Origin of the sequence: Acinetobacter sp. NyZ410, assembly GCF_022828975.1 — a bacterium.
Lineage (GTDB): Bacteria > Pseudomonadota > Gammaproteobacteria > Pseudomonadales > Moraxellaceae > Acinetobacter > Acinetobacter guillouiae.
On sequence record NZ_CP094620.1, the window covers coordinates 808,065 to 827,508 of the forward strand.

Annotated in this window: 22 protein-coding genes and 1 pseudogene; 14 read left to right on the forward strand and 9 right to left on the reverse strand. The window is 37.3% G+C overall.

Annotated features, from left to right (window positions below; all coding sequences use genetic code 11):
• The first annotated feature begins 102 nt into the window (after positions 1–102).
• The 9 genes from acnD (at position 103) to MTO68_RS03870 (ending at position 8,279) form a co-directional block, all read left to right on the forward strand.
• The gene (gene acnD / locus MTO68_RS03830) at positions 103–2,709 is read left to right on the forward strand and encodes a Fe/S-dependent 2-methylisocitrate dehydratase AcnD (protein WP_244015108.1); all 2,607 of its coding nucleotides are present in this window, start codon (positions 103–105) and stop codon (positions 2,707–2,709) included.
• 172 nt (positions 2,710–2,881) lie between these two features.
• A complete protein-coding gene (locus MTO68_RS03835; RefSeq protein WP_244015110.1) occupies positions 2,882–3,034 on the forward strand; it encodes a hypothetical protein in 153 nt (50 codons plus the stop codon).
• Between the two features lie 170 nt (positions 3,035–3,204).
• The gene (locus MTO68_RS03840; RefSeq protein WP_004722968.1) at positions 3,205–3,339 is read left to right on the forward strand and encodes a hypothetical protein; all 135 of its coding nucleotides are present in this window, start codon (positions 3,205–3,207) and stop codon (positions 3,337–3,339) included.
• A gap of 126 nt (positions 3,340–3,465) precedes the next feature.
• Positions 3,466–4,041, forward strand: coding sequence for a DUF4126 domain-containing protein (locus MTO68_RS03845; RefSeq protein WP_056514777.1), 576 nt, complete (start codon positions 3,466–3,468; stop codon positions 4,039–4,041).
• A 290-nt stretch (positions 4,042–4,331) separates the two neighbouring features.
• Positions 4,332–4,535 (forward strand): hypothetical protein, encoded by a 204-nt coding sequence (locus MTO68_RS03850; RefSeq protein ID WP_081407350.1) that lies wholly within the window; start codon positions 4,332–4,334, stop codon positions 4,533–4,535.
• 389 nt (positions 4,536–4,924) lie between these two features.
• Positions 4,925–5,374 (forward strand): hypothetical protein, encoded by a 450-nt coding sequence (locus tag MTO68_RS03855; protein ID WP_244015112.1) that lies wholly within the window; start codon positions 4,925–4,927, stop codon positions 5,372–5,374.
• Positions 5,375–5,623: 249 nt separating this feature from the next.
• Entirely contained in the window at positions 5,624–6,091 is a 468-nt protein-coding gene (locus tag MTO68_RS03860) for a hypothetical protein (protein WP_244015114.1), read from the forward strand.
• A gap of 602 nt (positions 6,092–6,693) precedes the next feature.
• Entirely contained in the window at positions 6,694–7,410 is a 717-nt protein-coding gene (locus tag MTO68_RS03865; RefSeq protein WP_004819201.1) for a DUF1003 domain-containing protein, read from the forward strand.
• A 647-nt stretch (positions 7,411–8,057) separates the two neighbouring features.
• The gene (locus MTO68_RS03870) at positions 8,058–8,279 is read left to right on the forward strand and encodes a hypothetical protein (RefSeq protein WP_244015116.1); all 222 of its coding nucleotides are present in this window, start codon (positions 8,058–8,060) and stop codon (positions 8,277–8,279) included.
• A gap of 561 nt (positions 8,280–8,840) precedes the next feature.
• Here the strand turns inward: MTO68_RS03870 and MTO68_RS03875 are convergent.
• From MTO68_RS03875 to MTO68_RS03895, 5 genes are all read right to left on the reverse strand, one after another.
• Entirely contained in the window at positions 8,841–9,374 is a 534-nt protein-coding gene (locus tag MTO68_RS03875; RefSeq protein WP_004722957.1) for a hypothetical protein, read from the reverse strand.
• A gap of 14 nt (positions 9,375–9,388) precedes the next feature.
• Entirely contained in the window at positions 9,389–10,360 is a 972-nt protein-coding gene (locus MTO68_RS03880; RefSeq protein ID WP_244015118.1) for a hypothetical protein, read from the reverse strand.
• 457 nt (positions 10,361–10,817) lie between these two features.
• Complete coding sequence (locus MTO68_RS03885) at positions 10,818–11,477, reverse strand: hypothetical protein (RefSeq protein ID WP_004819206.1); 660 nt, start codon at positions 11,475–11,477, stop codon at positions 10,818–10,820.
• A 15-nt stretch (positions 11,478–11,492) separates the two neighbouring features.
• Positions 11,493–11,933, reverse strand: coding sequence for a ClpXP protease specificity-enhancing factor (locus MTO68_RS03890; RefSeq protein ID WP_239046407.1), 441 nt, complete (start codon positions 11,931–11,933; stop codon positions 11,493–11,495).
• A 26-nt stretch (positions 11,934–11,959) separates the two neighbouring features.
• Positions 11,960–12,613 (reverse strand): glutathione S-transferase N-terminal domain-containing protein, encoded by a 654-nt coding sequence (locus tag MTO68_RS03895; protein WP_004722947.1) that lies wholly within the window; start codon positions 12,611–12,613, stop codon positions 11,960–11,962.
• A gap of 170 nt (positions 12,614–12,783) precedes the next feature.
• Between MTO68_RS03895 and MTO68_RS03900 the strand changes: the two are divergent.
• Positions 12,784–13,092: pseudogene (locus MTO68_RS03900) on the forward strand (hypothetical protein); the annotation flags it as partial.
• 447 nt (positions 13,093–13,539) lie between these two features.
• Here the strand turns inward: MTO68_RS03900 and rpsI are convergent.
• A complete protein-coding gene (rpsI, locus tag MTO68_RS03905) occupies positions 13,540–13,926 on the reverse strand; it encodes a 30S ribosomal protein S9 (protein WP_004647927.1) in 387 nt (128 codons plus the stop codon).
• 12 nt (positions 13,927–13,938) lie between these two features.
• Complete coding sequence (gene rplM, locus MTO68_RS03910; protein ID WP_004722943.1) at positions 13,939–14,367, reverse strand: 50S ribosomal protein L13; 429 nt, start codon at positions 14,365–14,367, stop codon at positions 13,939–13,941.
• Positions 14,368–14,618: 251 nt separating this feature from the next.
• On the opposite strand from rplM, the gene MTO68_RS03915 reads away from it, so the two are divergent.
• The 4 genes from MTO68_RS03915 to MTO68_RS03930 all read left to right on the forward strand — a co-directional run bounded on the left by MTO68_RS03915 (position 14,619) and on the right by MTO68_RS03930 (position 18,284).
• Positions 14,619–15,188, forward strand: coding sequence for a hypothetical protein (locus tag MTO68_RS03915; protein WP_244015119.1), 570 nt, complete (start codon positions 14,619–14,621; stop codon positions 15,186–15,188).
• 424 nt (positions 15,189–15,612) lie between these two features.
• Positions 15,613–16,584: a 4-hydroxythreonine-4-phosphate dehydrogenase PdxA gene (gene pdxA, locus MTO68_RS03920; RefSeq protein ID WP_244015121.1), complete on the forward strand. Its 972-nt coding sequence runs from the start codon at positions 15,613–15,615 to the stop codon at positions 16,582–16,584.
• Positions 16,585–16,622: 38 nt separating this feature from the next.
• A complete protein-coding gene (gene rsmA / locus MTO68_RS03925; protein ID WP_004722938.1) occupies positions 16,623–17,435 on the forward strand; it encodes a 16S rRNA (adenine(1518)-N(6)/adenine(1519)-N(6))-dimethyltransferase RsmA in 813 nt (270 codons plus the stop codon).
• Positions 17,436–18,284, forward strand: coding sequence for a symmetrical bis(5'-nucleosyl)-tetraphosphatase (locus MTO68_RS03930; RefSeq protein ID WP_244015123.1), 849 nt, complete (start codon positions 17,436–17,438; stop codon positions 18,282–18,284).
• 130 nt (positions 18,285–18,414) lie between these two features.
• Here MTO68_RS03930 and MTO68_RS03935 read toward each other — a convergent pair whose 3' ends face one another.
• Both MTO68_RS03935 and MTO68_RS03940 read right to left on the reverse strand, forming a co-directional pair.
• Positions 18,415–18,861 (reverse strand): DUF2147 domain-containing protein, encoded by a 447-nt coding sequence (locus tag MTO68_RS03935; RefSeq protein WP_004819219.1) that lies wholly within the window; start codon positions 18,859–18,861, stop codon positions 18,415–18,417.
• A gap of 52 nt (positions 18,862–18,913) precedes the next feature.
• Complete coding sequence (locus tag MTO68_RS03940; protein WP_004819221.1) at positions 18,914–19,357, reverse strand: DUF2147 domain-containing protein; 444 nt, start codon at positions 19,355–19,357, stop codon at positions 18,914–18,916.
• Positions 19,358–19,444 lie beyond the last annotated feature (87 nt).

The window sequence follows — 19,444 nt, forward strand, 5'->3', positions numbered from 1 at the left end:
TAAGCTTATGAAATATAAACGATTTGGGAAATGGGTTTTCGACAGTGTACTATGCCAATCATTAGACACGCAGTACAAAATGATGCAAGAGGCACAAAACTAATGAATAACAACTATCGTAAACCACTGCAAGGTACCCAGCTCGAATACTTCGATGTGCGTCAAGCCGTAGAAGATATCCAGCAAGGCGCATATGCAAAACTTCCATACACTTCAAAAGTATTGGCCGAACAGCTGGTACGCCGTTGTGATCCAGCCATTCTCGAACAGTCTTTAAAAGAACTGATTAATCGTAAACAAGACCATGATTTCCCTTGGTATCCAGCACGTGTGGTATGTCACGACATCCTTGGACAGACGGCATTAGTCGACCTTGCAGGTTTACGTGATGCGATTGCAGATCAAGGCGGTGACCCTGCTAAAGTTAATCCTGTTGTACCAACACAGTTGATCGTTGACCACTCATTGGCGGTGGAATACGGTGGCTTTGATCCAGATGCATTTGAAAAAAACCGTGCTGTAGAAGACCGTCGTAATGAAGACCGTTTTCACTTTATTGAATGGACCAAAACAGCGTTTGAAAATGTCGATGTGATCCCAGCAGGGAATGGCATCATGCACCAAATCAACTTGGAGAAAATGTCTCCAGTGATTCAAAACCGTGAAGGTATCGCATTTCCAGATACTTGTGTCGGTACCGATTCACATACGCCACATACAGATGCGTTGGGTGTAATTTCTATCGGTGTTGGTGGTTTGGAAGCTGAAAATGTCATGCTTGGTCGTGCATCTTGGATGCGTCTTCCAGACATAATCGGTGTGGAATTGGTGGGACAGCGTAAAGCTGGTATCACGGCAACAGATATCGTTTTAGCACTTACAGAATTCTTGCGTAAAGAACGTGTGGTGGGTGCATATTTAGAATTCTTTGGTGAAGGCGCGGACAGTATGTCTGTAGGAGATCGTGCAACGATTTCCAATATGACTCCAGAATATGGCGCAACCGCGGCAATGTTCTATATCGACCAGAACACCATTGATTATTTAACCTTGACTGGTCGTGAATCAGACCAAATCAAATTGGTGGAAAGTTATGCCAAAGAAATTGGTCTTTGGGCATCGGATATGCAACAAGCAGAATATCCTCGGGTACTTCGTTTCGATCTTTCAACGGTAACACGTAATATTGCAGGTCCATCAAACCCACATGCACGTGTATCAACAGCAGATTTAAAAGAGAAAGGCATTGCAGGTGTAGTTGAAAACCGGACTGATGGTTTAATGCCTGATGGTGCAATCATTATTGCCGCGATTACCTCTTGTACCAATACCTCTAACCCTCGTAATACCGTTGCCGCGGGTTTGTTGGCTCGTAAAGCAAATGAATTGGGCTTAGTACGTAAACCTTGGGTGAAATCATCCTTTGCACCAGGCTCTAAAGCTGCAGCACTTTATCTTGAAGAAGCTGGCGTACTTGAAGATTTAGAAAAGCTTGGTTTTGGTATTGTGGCTTATGCATGTACGACGTGTAACGGTATGTCTGGTGCTTTAGATCCAAAGATTCAACAAGAAATTATTGACCGTGATTTGTATGCCACTGCGGTACTTTCTGGTAACCGTAACTTTGATGGTCGTATCCATCCTTATGCAAAACAAGCATTCTTGGCTTCACCGCCATTGGTGGTGGCTTATGCAATTGCAGGCACAATTCGTTTTGATATTGAAACGGATTCATTGGGCAATGACAAAGACGGTAATCCAATTTACCTAAAAGATGTTTGGCCATCGGATTCTGAAATTGATGCGTTGGTTAAACAATCTGTAAAACCTGAACAGTTCCGTAAAGTGTATATCCCGATGTTTGATTTGGGGGTGACAGAAAAATCAGAAAGCCCGTTATACGATTGGCGTCCTCAAAGTACTTATATCCGCCGTCCGCCGTATTGGGAAGGGGCTTTGGCTGCACCACGTACATTGTCAAATATGCGTCCACTTGCGATCTTACCTGACAACATTACCACGGATCATTTGTCACCATCGAATGCAATTATGATGGATTCGGCAGCAGGCGAATATCTGCATAAAATGGGTGTACCTGAAGAAGACTTTAACTCGTATGCAACGCATCGTGGTGACCATTTGACCGCGCAACGTGCAACTTTTGCCAACCCAAAACTGTTTAATGAAATGGTGGTTCGTTCAGACGGCACCATCAAACAAGGTTCTAAAGCGCGTGTTGAGCCAGAAGGCGAAGTGATGCGTATGTGGGAAGCGATTGAGATTTATATGAATCGTAAGCAACCACTGATCATCATTGCTGGTAAGGATTATGGTCAAGGCTCTAGCCGTGACTGGGCTGCGAAAGGTGTTCGTCTTGCTGGGGTTGAAGCGATTGTGGCTGAAGGCTTTGAACGTATCCACCGTACTAACCTTGTTGGTATGGGCGTGTTACCACTTGAGTTTAAAGCGGGCACCGACCGTAAAACCTTAAAGCTTGATGGTACTGAGCTGTATAGCGTGATTGGTAATATTGCACCACGTACAGACTTAACCTTGGTGATTGAACGTGCCACGGTTGATGGTAAAAATGAAGTGATTGAAGTTCCTGTAACTTGTCGTTTGGATACTGAAGAAGAAGTGCATGTGTATGAAGCGGGTGGGGTATTACAACGCTTTGCACAGGATTTCTTGGAAGGGCAAGTGGCTTGATTGAGTTCCACTCTTTAAATCCTCCCCAACCCTCCTTTGAAAAAGGAGGGAGTTCTTCTCTTTTTAAATGTGAGAAGAATTACCTCGTAAGAGGGGGAGATTAAAGAAAAAAGTAATTGATAGTGTTGTAAAAAGCCCTACTGTTAAGTGGGGTTTTTATTTGGGGAATAAAATGTCTTTATTACAAAAAACTCAAAGTGATACGGTAAATTCTGATGAATCAATCACAGCTGAGCGCCTTTTAAATGTATTGTCACAGATGCCTGATGATTTTTATGAGGAAGAAAGAACAGATGAACCACCTCAAGAAAAAGAAGAGCTTTAAATGGTTTGCGCTATTTAATGATTAAGCAGTAGCTCTCAAAAACCATAAATTTCTCTTTTGAAATCATTTCTTGCAAAAATGACACCATCATTTTTAGAAATAGACAGTAGACATACATCAAAATATGGTTATACTTTATTCACCATTTCTAAAACCTATGGAGAACAAAAATGGTTACTGCTGGCGAAAAACCCGGAACAGGCTTCTATTTTTGTGTCCAATGCGGACATCGCACTTATTTAGAAATTGGTACAGATCGTTTACCCCAGTGTACCAAATGCCTTGGCAATCAATTTAAAAAATAAGATTGCTAAGCCGCACAGATAAAACAGATACTCCCTGTTTTAAGCAAAAGCCCTATCCAGTGATAGGGCTTTTTGTTAATTTAATAATAGTTGAAAAGATAACGAGAAAAAGGCAGATAAATCATTATGGAAACAATCCTGAGTTTATGTATTGGCATTGGTTTAAGTGCCGCCTGCGGTTTTCGTGTATTTGTACCGTTATTGGTGATGAGTGTTGCATCACTTATGGGCTGGTTTGAGCCAATGAAAGGTTTTGAGTGGTTAGCGATACCATCGGTATGTATTGGTTTAGCTGTCGCGACTATTTGTGAAATTGGCGCGTACTATATTCCTTGGGTCGACAATGCTTTAGATACTATTGCCACGCCAGCAGCGATGGTGGCTGGAACATTGACCACCATGGCGGTCAGTACAGGTGAAATGTCACAGTTTGCAAGCTGGGCGGCTGCGATTATCGTTGGTGGTGGTACAGCAACAGCTGTACAAATGGGAACGGTTGCGGTTCGTGGTGTATCTACTGCAACGACAGGCGGAATAGCCAATCCTTTGGTGTCTACAGGTGAGTGGATTGGGGCAATCGTGGTATCGGTATTATCGCTTATCGTTCCTGTATTGGTGGTGGTGGTTGGTATTATCTTGATGGTGGTAGCGGTTCGCTGGTTAAGAAAGAAAAAGCAAGAAAGCGTTGTTCATCCATTGTAGTTAGTGTGTTAAAGCACTTTTGAAGCAACTGTTTATCAAGATCCAAAGAGGATGATGACTCAATTCAATTGGGTTGAGTTATTAAATTGGATTAAGTGTTCGCTGTTTTTTGACATAAAATTTGATTCACTTTAAATCGAATACAAAGACAAATTTCCCCAACAATAAATCAATAAAAGAGAGATTGATTTTTGCATCATAAAGGCATACTTTTATTATGGGATTGATAAAAACATCGTTTTTATGGATTTAATCTCAAGGTCTTTTTAAGAGTATTGGGGGAAACTTTTATGATGGACAAATTTATTATCAATGTAAATGCGCAAGCCAATGGTGTATATGAAGTACACAATGCAAGCAAAGCTTGTGAGCATTTACCTAAGGCGGAAAATCAAAATCTACTGGGTTTTTTTGCGACAAGTGAGTTGGCAATTAAACGAGCAAAGATGAATTGGCCTCGTGAAAAAATTAAGGGATGTGTTTGCTGTTGTTAAGCAGCTCATAGCCTTTAACCAGAACCAATTTTACCTGCTGTTCCATCTTTATGTGGTGGAACTGCATAACATTAAAAGGGATAGAACGTATATCTATTCAATTGAAATGTATATTTTAAACGTCAATTGTTTGAAGTCACGACGAAAGCTTATGCTGACTCATTTTTTTAAATAACTTGAGAATTGAAAGATGCTGATACTTTTTACTGGTTGATATAAAAATAGAGAAATTAATAAAAACTTCATCAATAAATAATCTGATTTTTGTGATGAGTGTTTGATAAAAAGTAATAAATTTTAATGATTTAACATAAATATTTGTTTTAAAACAAAGATATAAATGCTATTAATAGCTCATAATATAAACATCACATGGATAGGTGAGAACAATGAGAAAGTTCGAGGTCGAGATCAATTTGCCTGCACAAGATATCGTATCATTTGAGGCAGAGGACATTGAGCAAATTCGTGCAAAATTTTATGCGATCAATTGGCGCCGTTTATTCCTGACACAGGGACAAGTTGAAAATTCTGATATTTCCTTTGCTGTACAGGACACGGAGACAGAACTTTATTTACATATCCAGTTAAATACACACTCGAGTAAAGCAGACCCTGTTTTTCAGATCGATAGCAATATCCAACTGGTTGTTGAAAGTAAGGAATTTTTGGGATTTTTAACGCGCAAAAAGAAATATGATGTGGTGTATAAAAACTTAAACCAAGCGCAAGTTTCAGAACAGCTCAGCTTATTCCTAAATGGGCAAATCGAAGAGATGACAGAACAATATCGACAATTGATGCATAAAAAAATGTTGCAAGAGCATCGTTTGGCATAATGACTAGAGATCGACATCTTTTATAAAAAGTAAGGAAGCTTGAGCTTCCTTATTGATCTGTAAAAAAAAGAATAAACGGGTTTGATTGTTTGACCAAAAGATAAAATACACCTAGTGCATATAAAAATTAAATATAGTGATAAATTTTACAATTTGTAATTTAAAATCAATGATTAATTTATAATTTTTTGATTGGAGTCGCTATTAATTTTAAAGAGTGTTGTTACACTACAAATAGATTTTAAGGGTATGCGTTATAAAATAATGAACAAGTTTGAAATTCAAATTCAGTATCCTAATCACACCGATGAGCGTGAGATGGAGCAAGAGAGCGATTTAGACATTGCTGAGATATTGGCGAAATTTGAAAGTATCAGTTGGCGCCGTCAACGCGTTTTGCAATTACAATTGGATGGTCGAAACACTATTTTTACAGTGTTGAACTCAGTGTCAGAAGCATTTTTAAAAATTACATTAAATGCTTATGCAAAAAGTGAGAATTTTGAATTTAAGATAGAAAGCAATATCAAATTGATTTTTCAACAACGTGAATTATTTGGCTTGATGACACGGAAAAATAAAGAAGTATTTGCAATCAAACACAGTACGCTTGAACAGGTAAAAGCGAGTTTAACCGCATTTTTAAATCAGGATACCCAAGGCTTGGAAGATATTTTGCGTGATAGTAAAACAACCTCGCTAAAAGATGCATCTTAAGTTAGCAGATTAAAGCGTGTGATCATTTAAATAGAATGACTAAAATGCAAATTTATAAATTAAATTTGCATTTTTTTTAGAATTTATGCAATAAAAAATCATTAAATAAGCTTTGTTGAAAAATTTTCTTTATTAAGTAACTTTTAAAGGAAAATTTTCCTAAAAAATAAAAAAATTAATCTATCTTAGGAAAATAATCCCGAGTCGATTTGGCTAATATTTATCTCAAGGATGTAAGGGATCGAAAAGAGTAGATTGCTGCCAGTTGCGTACAATGTGAGTGCAGTACTTACCCACAAGGTCTCGATTCGGCTTAGGACGCTATAAACCATAAGTTTATAGGCAATAGGATTAAAACTTACCAAGTTTTAATAGTTGAAGTAAACCAGAGTTGTTTTCCCACTCATCCTGAAAAATTCGATAAAAATAATATGAAAATCTCAAATAAGACTCATCAATTAAGTCTATTCAAAAGTATTCAAAACATCAGAAAAATACATCAAAGCAAAATGATTTCATCACAGCATCACATTAAAATTAGTTCTATACTTTATTCAAATAATGACAGATATTGAAACCAAACAATGATAAAGAGTAGTGCAATGAATGATAAAAATGAAAATCATATTTGCTTGATATGTAATCAAACTTTTTCACATGCGAATGTTGTTCCGCTCGGGGCTATACGTAAGGTTATTACTGAAGAAATTGCACGAGATTTTCCCAATTGGTCTGCGCAGGATTATATTTGTAAAGCAGATTTAACCAAATATCGTATGCAGTATGTGCAATCTTTGCTTCAATCGGAGCAGGGGGAGGTGTCAAACCTAGAGTATGAAGTGCTTAATAGTATGCAACAGCATGAATTAATAACAAAAAATACTGAAACACAACTCGAAAAAAAATGGACCATTGGGGAAAGGCTCGCAGATAAAATTGCGACTTTTGGCGGAAGTTGGACGTTTTTAATTTGTTTTATGCTTTTTTTAGTTGTTTGGATTTTATTAAACACAGTTGTGATCGTAAAACAACCTGCTGATCCTTATCCTTTTATTCTATTAAATCTTATTTTATCTTGTCTTGCTGCAGTACAAGCACCAATTATTATGATGAGCCAAAACCGTCAAGAAGCCAAAGATCGCTTACGCTCCCAAAATGATTATCAAGTCAATTTGAAAGCTGAATTAGAAATCCGTCATTTGCATGAAAAAATAGATCATTTACTCATTCATCAGTGGGATAAACTGGCAAAAATTCAGGAAATTCAATTGGATTTATTATCGGAAATGAATAAAAGAGAAATAAAAAAAGACGAGTGAAAGATTAAAAATACAGAAAAAGCTTTTGAGCGTTACGGTTCTTTGGGGTTTGCATCTTTGTTAATAAGAACAGAAATATATTCTCGATTTTTTAAATTAGTTTGCAATAAAAAATCATTTTGGAAATATAAAAGATAAAAAATCCTGAGATTGTGTTTGATTGCGGGAAATAATTCTAAATTTCACGAGAAAATCTTAATCTTAGGAAAATAATCCCGAGCCGATTTCGTTAATATTTATCTCAAGGATGTAAGGGATCGAAAAGAGTAGATTGCTACCAGTTACGTACAACGTGAGTGTAGTACTTACCCACAAGGTCTCGATTCGGCTTAGGACGCTATAAATCAAAAGTTTATAGGCAATAGGATTAAAACTTACAAAGTTTTAATAGTTGAAGTAAACCAGAGTTGTTTTCCCGCTCATCCTGAAAAATTCGATAAAAACTATATTTTACAATTCCATTTATTTGATCTCATTAACTTACCGACAAAGCAATTAACAAATTACCTATAAGAAGCTAAAAATCATCATATTCAAAACTTTACTTTATTGCATATTTTAACTATAAGTGACTCATTGACGTCTAAATTCGATTATTAAAATTAATTAAAACATCGATTTAATTGGATTTTTGAAGTGTTGTTGTTTTGGGTTCTGCAATTCAAGCTGAGGACTACGCAAAACGACTTAGAAATAGTTTCTTATTTAGTGGCTTGAAGCAAAAATTCGGTATCAATTTTAGTATGGGAATCCGTATTTACAATCAATTACCTGACAATGTCGATGATGCAACACATCAGGCAGATTTATTGATGTATCAGTCTAAAGCACAAAGTAAGTCACAAACAACAATTCATGCAATCTTATAGACAGTAGCCTTACAAACAGTAATAAGGCTAAAGATTTTATCCCTTTATGCTATCAAGTGGATTCGGTTTTATTTCCCCATTGCTTAAATAACGGCTTTCAATATAGTTAACCTGTCAAAAAACGCATACACAAGAATATAATTTTTATTAATTAATGTTTTTAATTAATTAAATAAATTATATGAAAAAATCAATTGTTTAATTATAAAAAAGCTTGCAATGCCACACCTTAAATTCAACGTTTAAATCCCTTTGCGTAGGCGATGCCTCACTTTTCAGAGATGAAAAGTGACAAAAATCTTTTGTTTGGCGAGGGGTACGTCCTGTACCCCCGCCCAACGGCGACATCCATGTCGCCCCGCGGTAGGATAACCATCTAGGATTCAAAAGCACAAAAAATGAATTGTTAACCAACAGTTTCTAAAAGTTCATACAAAACATAAGCTTAATTTCTGATCAATGACTTGATAGATATCACTTATATGAATAATTAACTGGTTTAAATATAGTGACTTTTGAGTATCCGAATACACTTCCAGTAAGCGGATACATATCAATAGTCTATAAATATTTTACTTCTAATGTGGTGATCAAGGTTTCTAAGAGCAATAACACATCGGCTTTCTTGCGTGCATCAATAAAAAACACAGGTAAATTTAAATTACGTTCCATCAACCATTGACGGTATTGGTGCGTTGGCTTATTCATATCATCATCGATATGGGTGACTCCAATCACAATGTTTTCACCATATTGTTTAAAAATATTGAGGTAATATTCCAGTTCATCTAAGGGGGTTGCTAAGCTATGATCAATCAACAGAATCGTACCAATCGCGCCTTTGCATATCACGCCCCACATAAAGTCAAAGCGACCTTGTCCTGGTGTGCCATACAGCCCAACTTTACTGCCATCATCTAGCGTTACTTCGCCATAATCGATTCCCACGGTTGTGTTTAGTTTTTTATGGCTACGATCATCGGTGTTAAATGCTTCAGTTGCTAATACAGGTACTTCTGATAATGATTTAATTGCTTCAGTTTTACCTGCCCCCATTGAACCTGCAAAAACAATTTTATACTTCTGAATAATCATCGTGTATTTATCCCTTAAAATTTAAATCGACTTTTTAATTTGTTAAAAAAGCTTTTTAAAATCCCTTTTTCTTCCGTTTGTTCAGTATTACTTGGTGTTTTATCAAATAGACTTTCTTTTGCTGAAATCAGTTCAGCATTATGGATGGCTAGATTCGCAGCAACAAAGTGCTGCACGGTTGCGACTGGAAGGTTGAGTTTGTCTGAGACATGTTGGATCTCAGCTCCAGAAATAAAGCATGCACTTAGTTGTAACAGTAATTTCTTATCCAACTCATTGGGCTGAATCCAGAATTTGAGACGATAATATTTATCAGCCGCAGGTACGGTGATTAAATTGGGGTTTTTCCAAATTAGGTTAAATAACCAATTTTCTAAGTTGAATTGTCGTTTACGAGAAACTTTTATAAAGTCCGCAGTGACTGCCGCAGTGTAGTGTATTGAGCGATCTGTTTGGTATTCTTCACGGGTGGCTTCTAACCATGCCAGATGTGCATGATGGTCGATAATCGCAATCGTGCCGAGATGATCATTTAAAATGACTTTGCGACTGTCGTGATGGAAAAGCCCTGCAAAAAAATCAATTTCTTTGATTTCAAGTTGATCCTCAGCTTCATCATCGGGAACTTGGCTAAGTTCCAGCTGTTCTGTTTCGGTCTTATGCAGTAATTTGATATTGACCCAGTTTTTCAATGTGAATTCGTCATAAATCGGGATGCAGAGTAAATTGTCTTCTGCACTTTCTTTATGCTCACTATGTTTTGAAATTTTTAAATAAGGAATATTTTTATTTTGGATAATATTCTGGATATTATTATTTTCAAAAAACTGCTCATTGATCAAAATACAATTTATATTTTGATCTGAAACACTTGTCCAATTTATACCAATATTGGTTGGTAAAATTTTTCTAAGTCTTATTTTAAGATCGTCAGAGGTGGTTAAACCTAAGCCTGAAATTGCGATATTGATACATTGATTGTTCATAATATCACTTATCTAATATTAAAAAATTAAAGTGTAAACTGTTTTTTAACGGTCGTAGTTAGTTTAAGTTAACGCTAGATTTGTTCTTTTTCCAGTAAAATCATTTTTTTAATGTTTAATTGCTTGGCATTTAATCAGTATATTTCTTACATTATTATCCTCCTGTGTAAACTGTTAATTTTTCTTAAAGTTTAGAGAGTTTCATAGCTTTAAATTAACATTAGTTATTATAAAAAATCTATCTCAAAGTTAAATAAATTGCTTAGTTATTTTTATCAATAAAAGCTTAACTTAATAGTGATTTGAATATTTATTATGATTGTGCATATTTTATCATTTATAATATTATTACTGTGATTTTAATCACGTGAAATGATTAAAATTACTTAAGTATTTTTTACATGAAAAAAAGCGATCATTTTGATCGCTTTTTATAAATTTTAATTATCAAACTAAATTAAGCAAAAAGCTTCGTTGCTGCTTCAAAAAGAATATACAAAACCACAAGTGCCACCACAGGTTCTGCAATTTTAGCCCAAGTTGGGTTTGCCGTTTCGGTTACTACGACGTCTTGATGATCTGTATGAAGATCTGCTTTTTGAACATTGACCATTTGATTAAACTCCTTCATCGTTTCATCTAATGATATCTCTTCTTCGGGTACAGGTTGAGAGCCAATCAGTTCAGTTAGTTCGTTTGTTGACCAAACCCAATCTTTCGCCTGACCTGATAGGTGCTCAATTTGCCCAATCACCAATTCTCGAAGACCTCGCTTACCTAAACTTCCCGCTGTTTCAAGTTGCTTTAATTCAGCAAGCTGTAGTTCAAGAATTTCCGTTGTTGCTGGTTCAAGTATAGATTTATCTAAACTGGATTTATTCTGAGTAGAGGTGGTGAGATGTCGAGAAATTTCTTGGCTGTATAACTGATCTTGCGAAAGAATTTCTTGATACAACGCATCATCATCTTTACGCCATAGCGTAATGAGTTTACCCAACGTTAAAGCATTGAGTTCTTCAATATGTGCTATACGTTGAGCAGGCTCTAATTGAGATAATAGCTGAGGCTTTTGAATCTTTATCTGCTCAGCAAAGTATTGTACGAGATCAAAAGCCATTCAGTTCTCCTTGTTCTATTCTAAAATTCTTAAACTTGGTTTTTTCTTTGGTGTCTCAGTTTTAGTTTCTACTTCTTCACTAGTATTTGATTCTAAAACATCTTCATCTATTTGCACATTGGCATATTCATCTGGATCAAAGAATAATCCTTGTCCATTTTCGCGTGCATACAAGCCTAATACCGCATTTATAGGTACATAGATATCTTTAGATGCACCACTAAAACGAGCAGAGAAGGTAATTGCCTCATTGGTCATATTTAACATATGCACAGAATGTGGTGCGATGTTCAATACAATTTGCCCATCTTGTACAAATTGTTGTGGTACATCGGTATAGGGTTTGGTTGCGTCAACAAGTAAGTATGGCGTTAAATTGTTGTCGCAAATCCATTCATATATTGCGCGTGCAAGGTATGGTCGAGTTGGGGTTAAGTTCAATTCTTGTTCAGACATTAAAAAGTACTCTATTGATTTGCGATCTAGAATTTTGCCAAAAATTCACTATATCTGTTTTTCTCTTTAAAAGTCATCGACTTTAAAAAAGCTGGGCGGCTAAAAATCCGTTGGCAATATAATAAAATTGGACGAGATTGCTGTTTCGGTAATTCAATTCCCATATGTTTTAACCGTATGAAAATTGGCGCTAACATGCAATCTAAAATTGTAAAGTTTTCAGACATAAAATAAGGATAATGTTGAAAAAGTGGGGTAAGGGATACCAAAGTATCTTTTAATTGTTTTTGTGCATTCTTTTTTGCAGCTTCATTAAGTGTATCTGGGTGACGTAGCATAATATCTGCAAGTTTCAGCCAATCTTGTTCAAAGCGCCAAATATACTGTCTTTGTTCTGCGCGTGGTGCAGGGGCATCCGCATAGAGTTTGTTTTGTCGATAACGGTCATCTAAGTATTCAGAAATAATACTGGTATTAAACAGCTTTAAATCATTTTCAATCAGCATAGGCAGTTGATTATATGGATTTAAACTGGCTAAATCTTCGTCATCTTCTTCGACAATGATTAAGGTGTGTTTAATTTGTTTTTCTGCAAGAAGAAATCTAATCCAATGTGAACGAAAGTCATCCTCGTGGCTATACAACGTAATCCCTTGTTGAGGTGCATTTTCGACAGGCATATTCCAAAAACTAAGTGAAGTGAATAGAGTAGAATACTAAAAATAGACAATAAAATCATCTTAACTTTAATAAGCTTATGGTGGGTATTGCTATCAAATAGATAGAAAACAAGGATAAACCTATGAATTTAATAAATAAGCACAGTAAATTGGCGTTGGCATTGCTATTGATGATGGGCATTTCAAATACATATGCAAAGAAGCAATCTGTAGATGCGCAAGTACAAGAGGCTGCCGCTGAAGCAATCGAAGCTGCTGGTGCGGAAGTGGCTGGAGCAGGGGCCTTATGTCGCGCAGATGAGGCTTGTGATGTTGCATCTGACGCTTCTGAAGATGAAATGTATGGAGGGATCGAGCAAGAATACGTTGTAAAGGGTTGTAAGGTGACGATCTATAACGATGGACCCGTGAAAATGGTCAATGTAAAGACCAATAAGCCGTGTAATGCACCGATTCCGAAAGATCATAAGTTTTCTAAGGAAACTCGAACTTATCAGGAAAATGGCTGTACGATTACAGAATCAAAAGCTGCCGATGGGATTTCTGACGCTGTCATGGACTGTTCTAAACGAGATAAAACAAAATAACTTCAAATAGGGTCTGTTGACAATTCGTCTACGTTTGCGACTACGTGTGTTTTTTAGGCGATACTAGGCGCGAAATACGAAATTTAGTTATTCTAAATGAGTAGTTCGTAACAACGTAGCGGCAAAAAACACGCTAGTCCCGAAGGGTTGTGGCTAAAATTATCTCAGCCTTCGTTATGAAACTCGAAAATAGTCTCGCTATTCTCTTCGTTTCCTGCCTTGCCTGCTCAATTTTAACCTACAACGCAAGCCATTTATGAAATGTCTACAGACCCTAGTTTTACCCCATAAAAAAACCTCGGCAAATGCCGAGGTTTTTTGTCCGATTCGGTAAACGAATTAACGTTTAGAGAATTGAGGACGTTTACGAGCTTTACGTAAACCAAGTTTCTTACGTTCAACTTCACGAGCATCACGAGTAACGAAACCAGCTTGACGAAGAGCAGGTTTTAAAGTCTCGTCAGAAGCGATCAATGCACGAGTAATACCGTGACGGATAGCGCCTGCTTGACCACCGATACCACCACCAGCAACAGTGATGTAAAGGTCAAATTTTTCAGTAACTTCTAAAAGCTCAAGTGGTTGACGAACAACCATACGAGCAGTTTCACGACCGAAATACTGTTCAAGAGTGCGGTTGTTGATTACGAGTTTACCAGTACCAGCTGATAGGAAAACACGTGCAGTTGCGGTCTTACGGCGACCTGTACCATAGTTAGTAGCCATGTGCTGTATCCCTTAGATGTCCAAAACTTGTGGCTGTTGAGCAGTATGAGGATGCTCAGTACCAGCGTACACTTTCATTTTCTTGATCATCGCGTAACCAAGAGGACCTTTTGGCAACATGCCTTTTACAGCACGTTCGAAGATTTCTTCTGGTTTGTGAGCAACTAATTTTTCGAAATTAGTTTCACGAATACCACCAGGGAAACCAGTGTGGCGATAGTATTTCTTATCAAGTGATTTTTTACCAGTCACTTGTACTTGTTCAGCATTGATCACAACGATGTAGTCACCAGTGTCAACGTGAGGCGTATAAGAAGTTTTGTGTTTACCGCGTAAACGACGAGCGATTTCAGTCGCAAGGCGACCTAAAGTTTTGCCAGAAGCATCAACAACATACCAGTCGTGTTGAACTTCAGCTGGCTTAGCGCTGAGAGTTTTCATTAAACCACTACCTATTATAGTTGGTTTGGACTATGGAATCTGTCCAAACAAAAAGGAGTGCGAATTCTATCTGAAAAGAGTTAGAGTCGCAATTGAAATATTGAATTTCAAGCGCATCATTATATGGATAAACGTACCCAAAAGCAAAGCTTAGTTTGGATAAAATGTTGTAAGGTTTTCTGATTTATATTGGAATTGTGACGGGATTCATGAATAATTAAAGTGATATAAAGAAAATAAGTCAGGCAAAAATGAAAATAATAAATTCAATAAAATTCGTTCTACTGCTATTGGGTGTAGGTAACTTAAACCTTAGTTTTGCTCAAGCGGATTTGCTGGATCAGCAAGCCCAGTTCAATCAAATGAATCCAAAGAACATATTAGAAAATGAAAAAGCATGGGAAAATGAAAAAATAAAACAAGCAGGAAACACCAAGGAAGAAAAAGCAGCAAGAAAACAACAGCAAGAAGAACTGGATACGATTCTGGATGCCAAATGGATGACGGTCGATTTTAGTGAAGAAATTCAATCCGCATATCCTTGCCAAGCGATTGGACTACTTATTCAAACGCAACATATCCCTATTGGTGAAGAAGTCGATGCGGTCGTGCAATGGAAGGATGATGATGATAAAAGTCAAAGTGGCGAATATACAGTCTATGGGAAAGTTGAACCAGACCATCGAGTCAGAATAATCTTTGATCAACATATTGATCCAGCCAAGTGTGAGAGAGAGGTTGAATCGATGCTTGATTTCTCTGAGATTGATCAAGAGCAAGCTCAACCAGAAACTCGGCCAGCGTCTAAAAGTCAGCTTTAAGCATTCTGTTTAAGATGTGATATTCAATCCGTTAATTTTTATAGAATGAATTGCTAAAAGAATCGTCATCGAATAGATAACTTTTGACTTAGATGAGAATGATGAAAATATGTAGGGCGGTATAGTCTTGGAAAGGATATTTCTTTTAGACTTTAAGCTTAAGTTGTAATCGTGCTAATTTTATTGCTGATTTACAGCATAAGTAATGTATTTTTATATATATTTTTCATTATAAATTTCAGCTTTCTAAAACTGAAATACAAAAAATGTTTACAATTGAGTCATATAGTTTTCTTGAGAAATTGTTTTTGGTTTATTTTTTACATGTTTCCGTTATATTCGATATAAAAATGAACTTGAATTGGAAATGATAATTTAGAACCGATGTATACTATCTATGCAAGGTCTGTTAAAAGAGTTCTAGATGCTTCCTTTATATATAACCAGTGGTGAGCCTGCTGGCATTGGCCCAGATATTTGTTTAGATTTGGCTGATCGTATTGATGATCGTCCAGTTGTAGTATTGGCTGATATCAATATGTTGAGGGATCGTGCCAAAATTTTAAACAAAAGTATTCAGTTTATTGAGTATCAAGGGCAGACGGAGTGTTTGGCTCAAGGTCAGCTCTATGTGGAACATGTTCCTTTAGCCGTGGATGTTGCTTTAGGGACGTTAAACTCGCAAAACTCTGCATATGTGATCGAACAATTACGCCGAACTGCATACTATGCCATGCAAGGACTCAGTGTTGGTGTTGCTACAGCGCCAGTACAAAAGTCAATTATCAATGACGCAGGGATCCACTTCAGCGGTCATACGGAATATTACCAAGAGTTTGCAGGTGTGGAACGTGTGGTCATGATGCTTGCAACAAAAACGTTAAGAGTCGCTTTAGTGACCACGCATTTACCGCTGCGGGACGTTGCAGATGCCATTACCAAACAGCGTCTCCATCAGGTGATTGATATTCTTATTCATGATTTAAAAACAAAATTTAAAATTAATCACCCGCGTATTTTGGTGTGTGGCTTAAACCCGCATGCTGGAGAAGGTGGCTACTTAGGTCATGAAGAAATTGATACGATTAATCCAGTGCTTGAAAGTTATCGAGCGCAAGGTATAGACATGAGTTTAAGTATGCCTGCTGATACTTTATTTACTGTGGATCATTTAAAAGGTACTGATGCTGTTTTGGCGATGTATCACGATCAGGGTTTACCTGTGTTAAAATCGCAGGGATTTGGCGAAGCCATTAATATTACTTTGGGTTTACCTTTTATTCGGACCTCAGTTGATCACGGTACTGCGCTCTCCCTTGCAGGCACAGGCCTTGCAAAAAGTTCAAGTTTGCATGTCGCTGTCGATTTAGCGCTTGATCTCGCTCGCTCGAATTAATTTGTAAACAACCTTATTTATCACGTTGGATTTTTTTTATGTATCAAATTAATGCCTTAAACCCTAAAGATGAAGGGCATCATACGCGTAAGCGTTTTGGACAAAACTTCTTACATGACCAACGTGTGATTGCCAAAATTGTTCGTTCTGTTGCCCCAAGATCAGGGGAAAATATTGTTGAAATTGGACCGGGTTTAGCCGCTTTAACTTCACCTTTAAATGGTGAATGTGATGCTTTGACAGTGCTAGAACTGGATCGTGACTTGGCAGCAGGCTTGCCGGGTCGAGTACCACATCCTGAACGCCTCACCATCATTGAAACTGATGCGTTAAAATATGATTTTACTGAATTATTTCAGGAAGGCCGCCCTTTACGTGTGGTCGGAAACCTACCTTATAATATTTCAACGCCTTTGCTTTTCCATCTCTTGGAATTTGGTGACAAAGTCAAAGACATGCATTTTATGTTGCAAAAAGAAGTGGTTGATCGTATTACCGCATCTCCAAACACCAAAGAATATGGGCGTTTGTCGGTGATGATTCAATACTTCTGCAAACCTACTTTCTTATTTGAAGTACCACCGGGATCATTCAATCCACCACCAAAAGTAACATCTGCGGTATTCCGTTTAGAGCCTTATGCGACTAAACCAATTGTTGCTAAAAGTGAAAAAGCCTTGGCTCGTTTGGTATCGCATGTGTTTACCCAACGCCGAAAAACATTACGTAATAGCTTAAAAGGCATGTTGGTTGAAGATGGTTTTGAAAATGCTGGTGTAGATCCAATGGCACGCCCAGAAACCTTAACATTGGCTCAGTTTGTTGCATTATCTGACCAAATGGTGGCTTAAATGGCGCTGGAAAAAGTCAGATATAATTATGTGATTGGTGATGTACAAGGGTGTTTTGAAGCACTGAAAGCACTACTCAAAGAAATCCAGTTCGATGCTGATCAAGATTTTATTTGGTTTGCGGGCGATTTAATCGCGCGTGGTGAAAATTCAGTGGGTGCATTACGCTTTATCAAAAAATTATGCGAACAAGGCAATGCTGCGACAGTCCTTGGCAATCATGATTTAAATCTGCTGGCGGTTGCACGTGGGATCAAAAAACTCAAAGAAAAAGACCATATTGATGATGTCATTCATGCTTTAGAAAGTGATGAGTTGATTGATTGGTTGCGTAAACAGCCTTTGTGTTTATTTCCCAATGAAAAGACGATTTTGACCCATGCGGGTATCCCGAATATTTGGGATGCGGAAAAGACTGCCGCGTTGGCCAAAGAAGTAGAAGCAGTCTTAGCGCATGATGACTTTGCTGTGCTGGATTCATTTCTAAAAGAGATGTATGGCACTGAGCCAGATTTATGGGTTGATGATTTACAAGGTCATGCTCGCTTACGCTGTATTACCAATTATTTAACCCGTATGCGCCTGACTGATGCACAAGGTCGTTTAGAGTTTAGCTTTAAAGATGCTTTAGATGAGCCGATGCCAGCAGGTTTTCAGCCATGGTTTAAGTTTGAATCGCAGACAGCAAAAACTCATCAAATCGTTTTTGGACATTGGGCAGCGTTGCAAGGTGAGCGCATCAATGCGCAAATCCAAAATGTCGATGGTGGCTGTGTTTGGGGGCATCAACTGCTGGCTTATCGACTAGAAGATCAAAAACTTTTTAGTGTCGATAATCCTGTTTTTTGATATGAATAAAGCCACAACATGTGGCTTTTATTTTGGGCAATATCACGAGATTCAAGCATAGTGTAAATGCGCCATTTTCAATGATTTTAATCTTTTAAATGGCGAATTTATCTATCAATTAAAAAGCAAATTATTCTTGTCGAATCCATGTCTGACTTCGACCAATCAGCGAAATACCAAGATAGCCACGTAAGGTCAGGCGGTTTCCACTTGCATTTAAGCGGGCTTTGCCATGATAAATTTTTCCTCCGCGAGGATCCAGAACTTCACCACCAATATAGCTGTTTGGGTTGTTTGGATCAGCTTTTAACTTTTGTAAAATAGTTAAGCCAATAATGGGTTTATTGGTAAAGGGTGCGGGGCAATTGCGACATTGTGTTAAAGCAGCTTCGCCGGGTGCAGGAAAATCTTTAATGATTTTCCCGACATAAGTATCATCTTTTAGTTTCTCGATTTGAATATGTGCACGAACATAACCTGTTTTATCATCAACAGTGCGCCATGTGCCAGTGATGTCAGCTGCATGTGTCCAGCTGATCATTCCCAGTAGCATACAACTGAAAATTCCTTTTTTCATAAGCATACCTATTTTCTTTTAAGTTTAAATGTTGTGATCAGTGAATAAGACCTTATTCACGAATCCAAGTTTGACTACGACCAAGTGCAGACACCCCCACATAACCTCTTAACATCAAGCGATTACCGTTTGAGTTGAGTTTGGCTTTCATGGAGTAAATTTTACCTGTAAGTGGGTCAATAATTTTTCCACCGACATAATCTTCTTCACTGGTTTGTTTGAGATTTTTAAGAACATCCATACCTAAAATGGGTTTATTGGTATAAGGCGCTGGACAGTCTATACAGGTTTCTTTTGGAGTATAACCAGGACGTGGGGTAATTTTGATGATTTTACCAGTATATGTGCCATTGGCTTCTTTGCGTATTTCAAGCACAGCTTTAGATGAGCCAGTTTTATCATCGATATTTTTCCAAGTACCAGTGATATCTTTTGCCATACTGCTACAGCTTAAAACAGAAAATAATGTCCCTAAGATGAACTTATTAAACCTCATTTATTGATTCCTTATCAAAATGGGGGAAAGAATAGTTCATCTTAAGCTGAATAATTACTCTAGGCAATCATGTGAAAAGTAAACTAA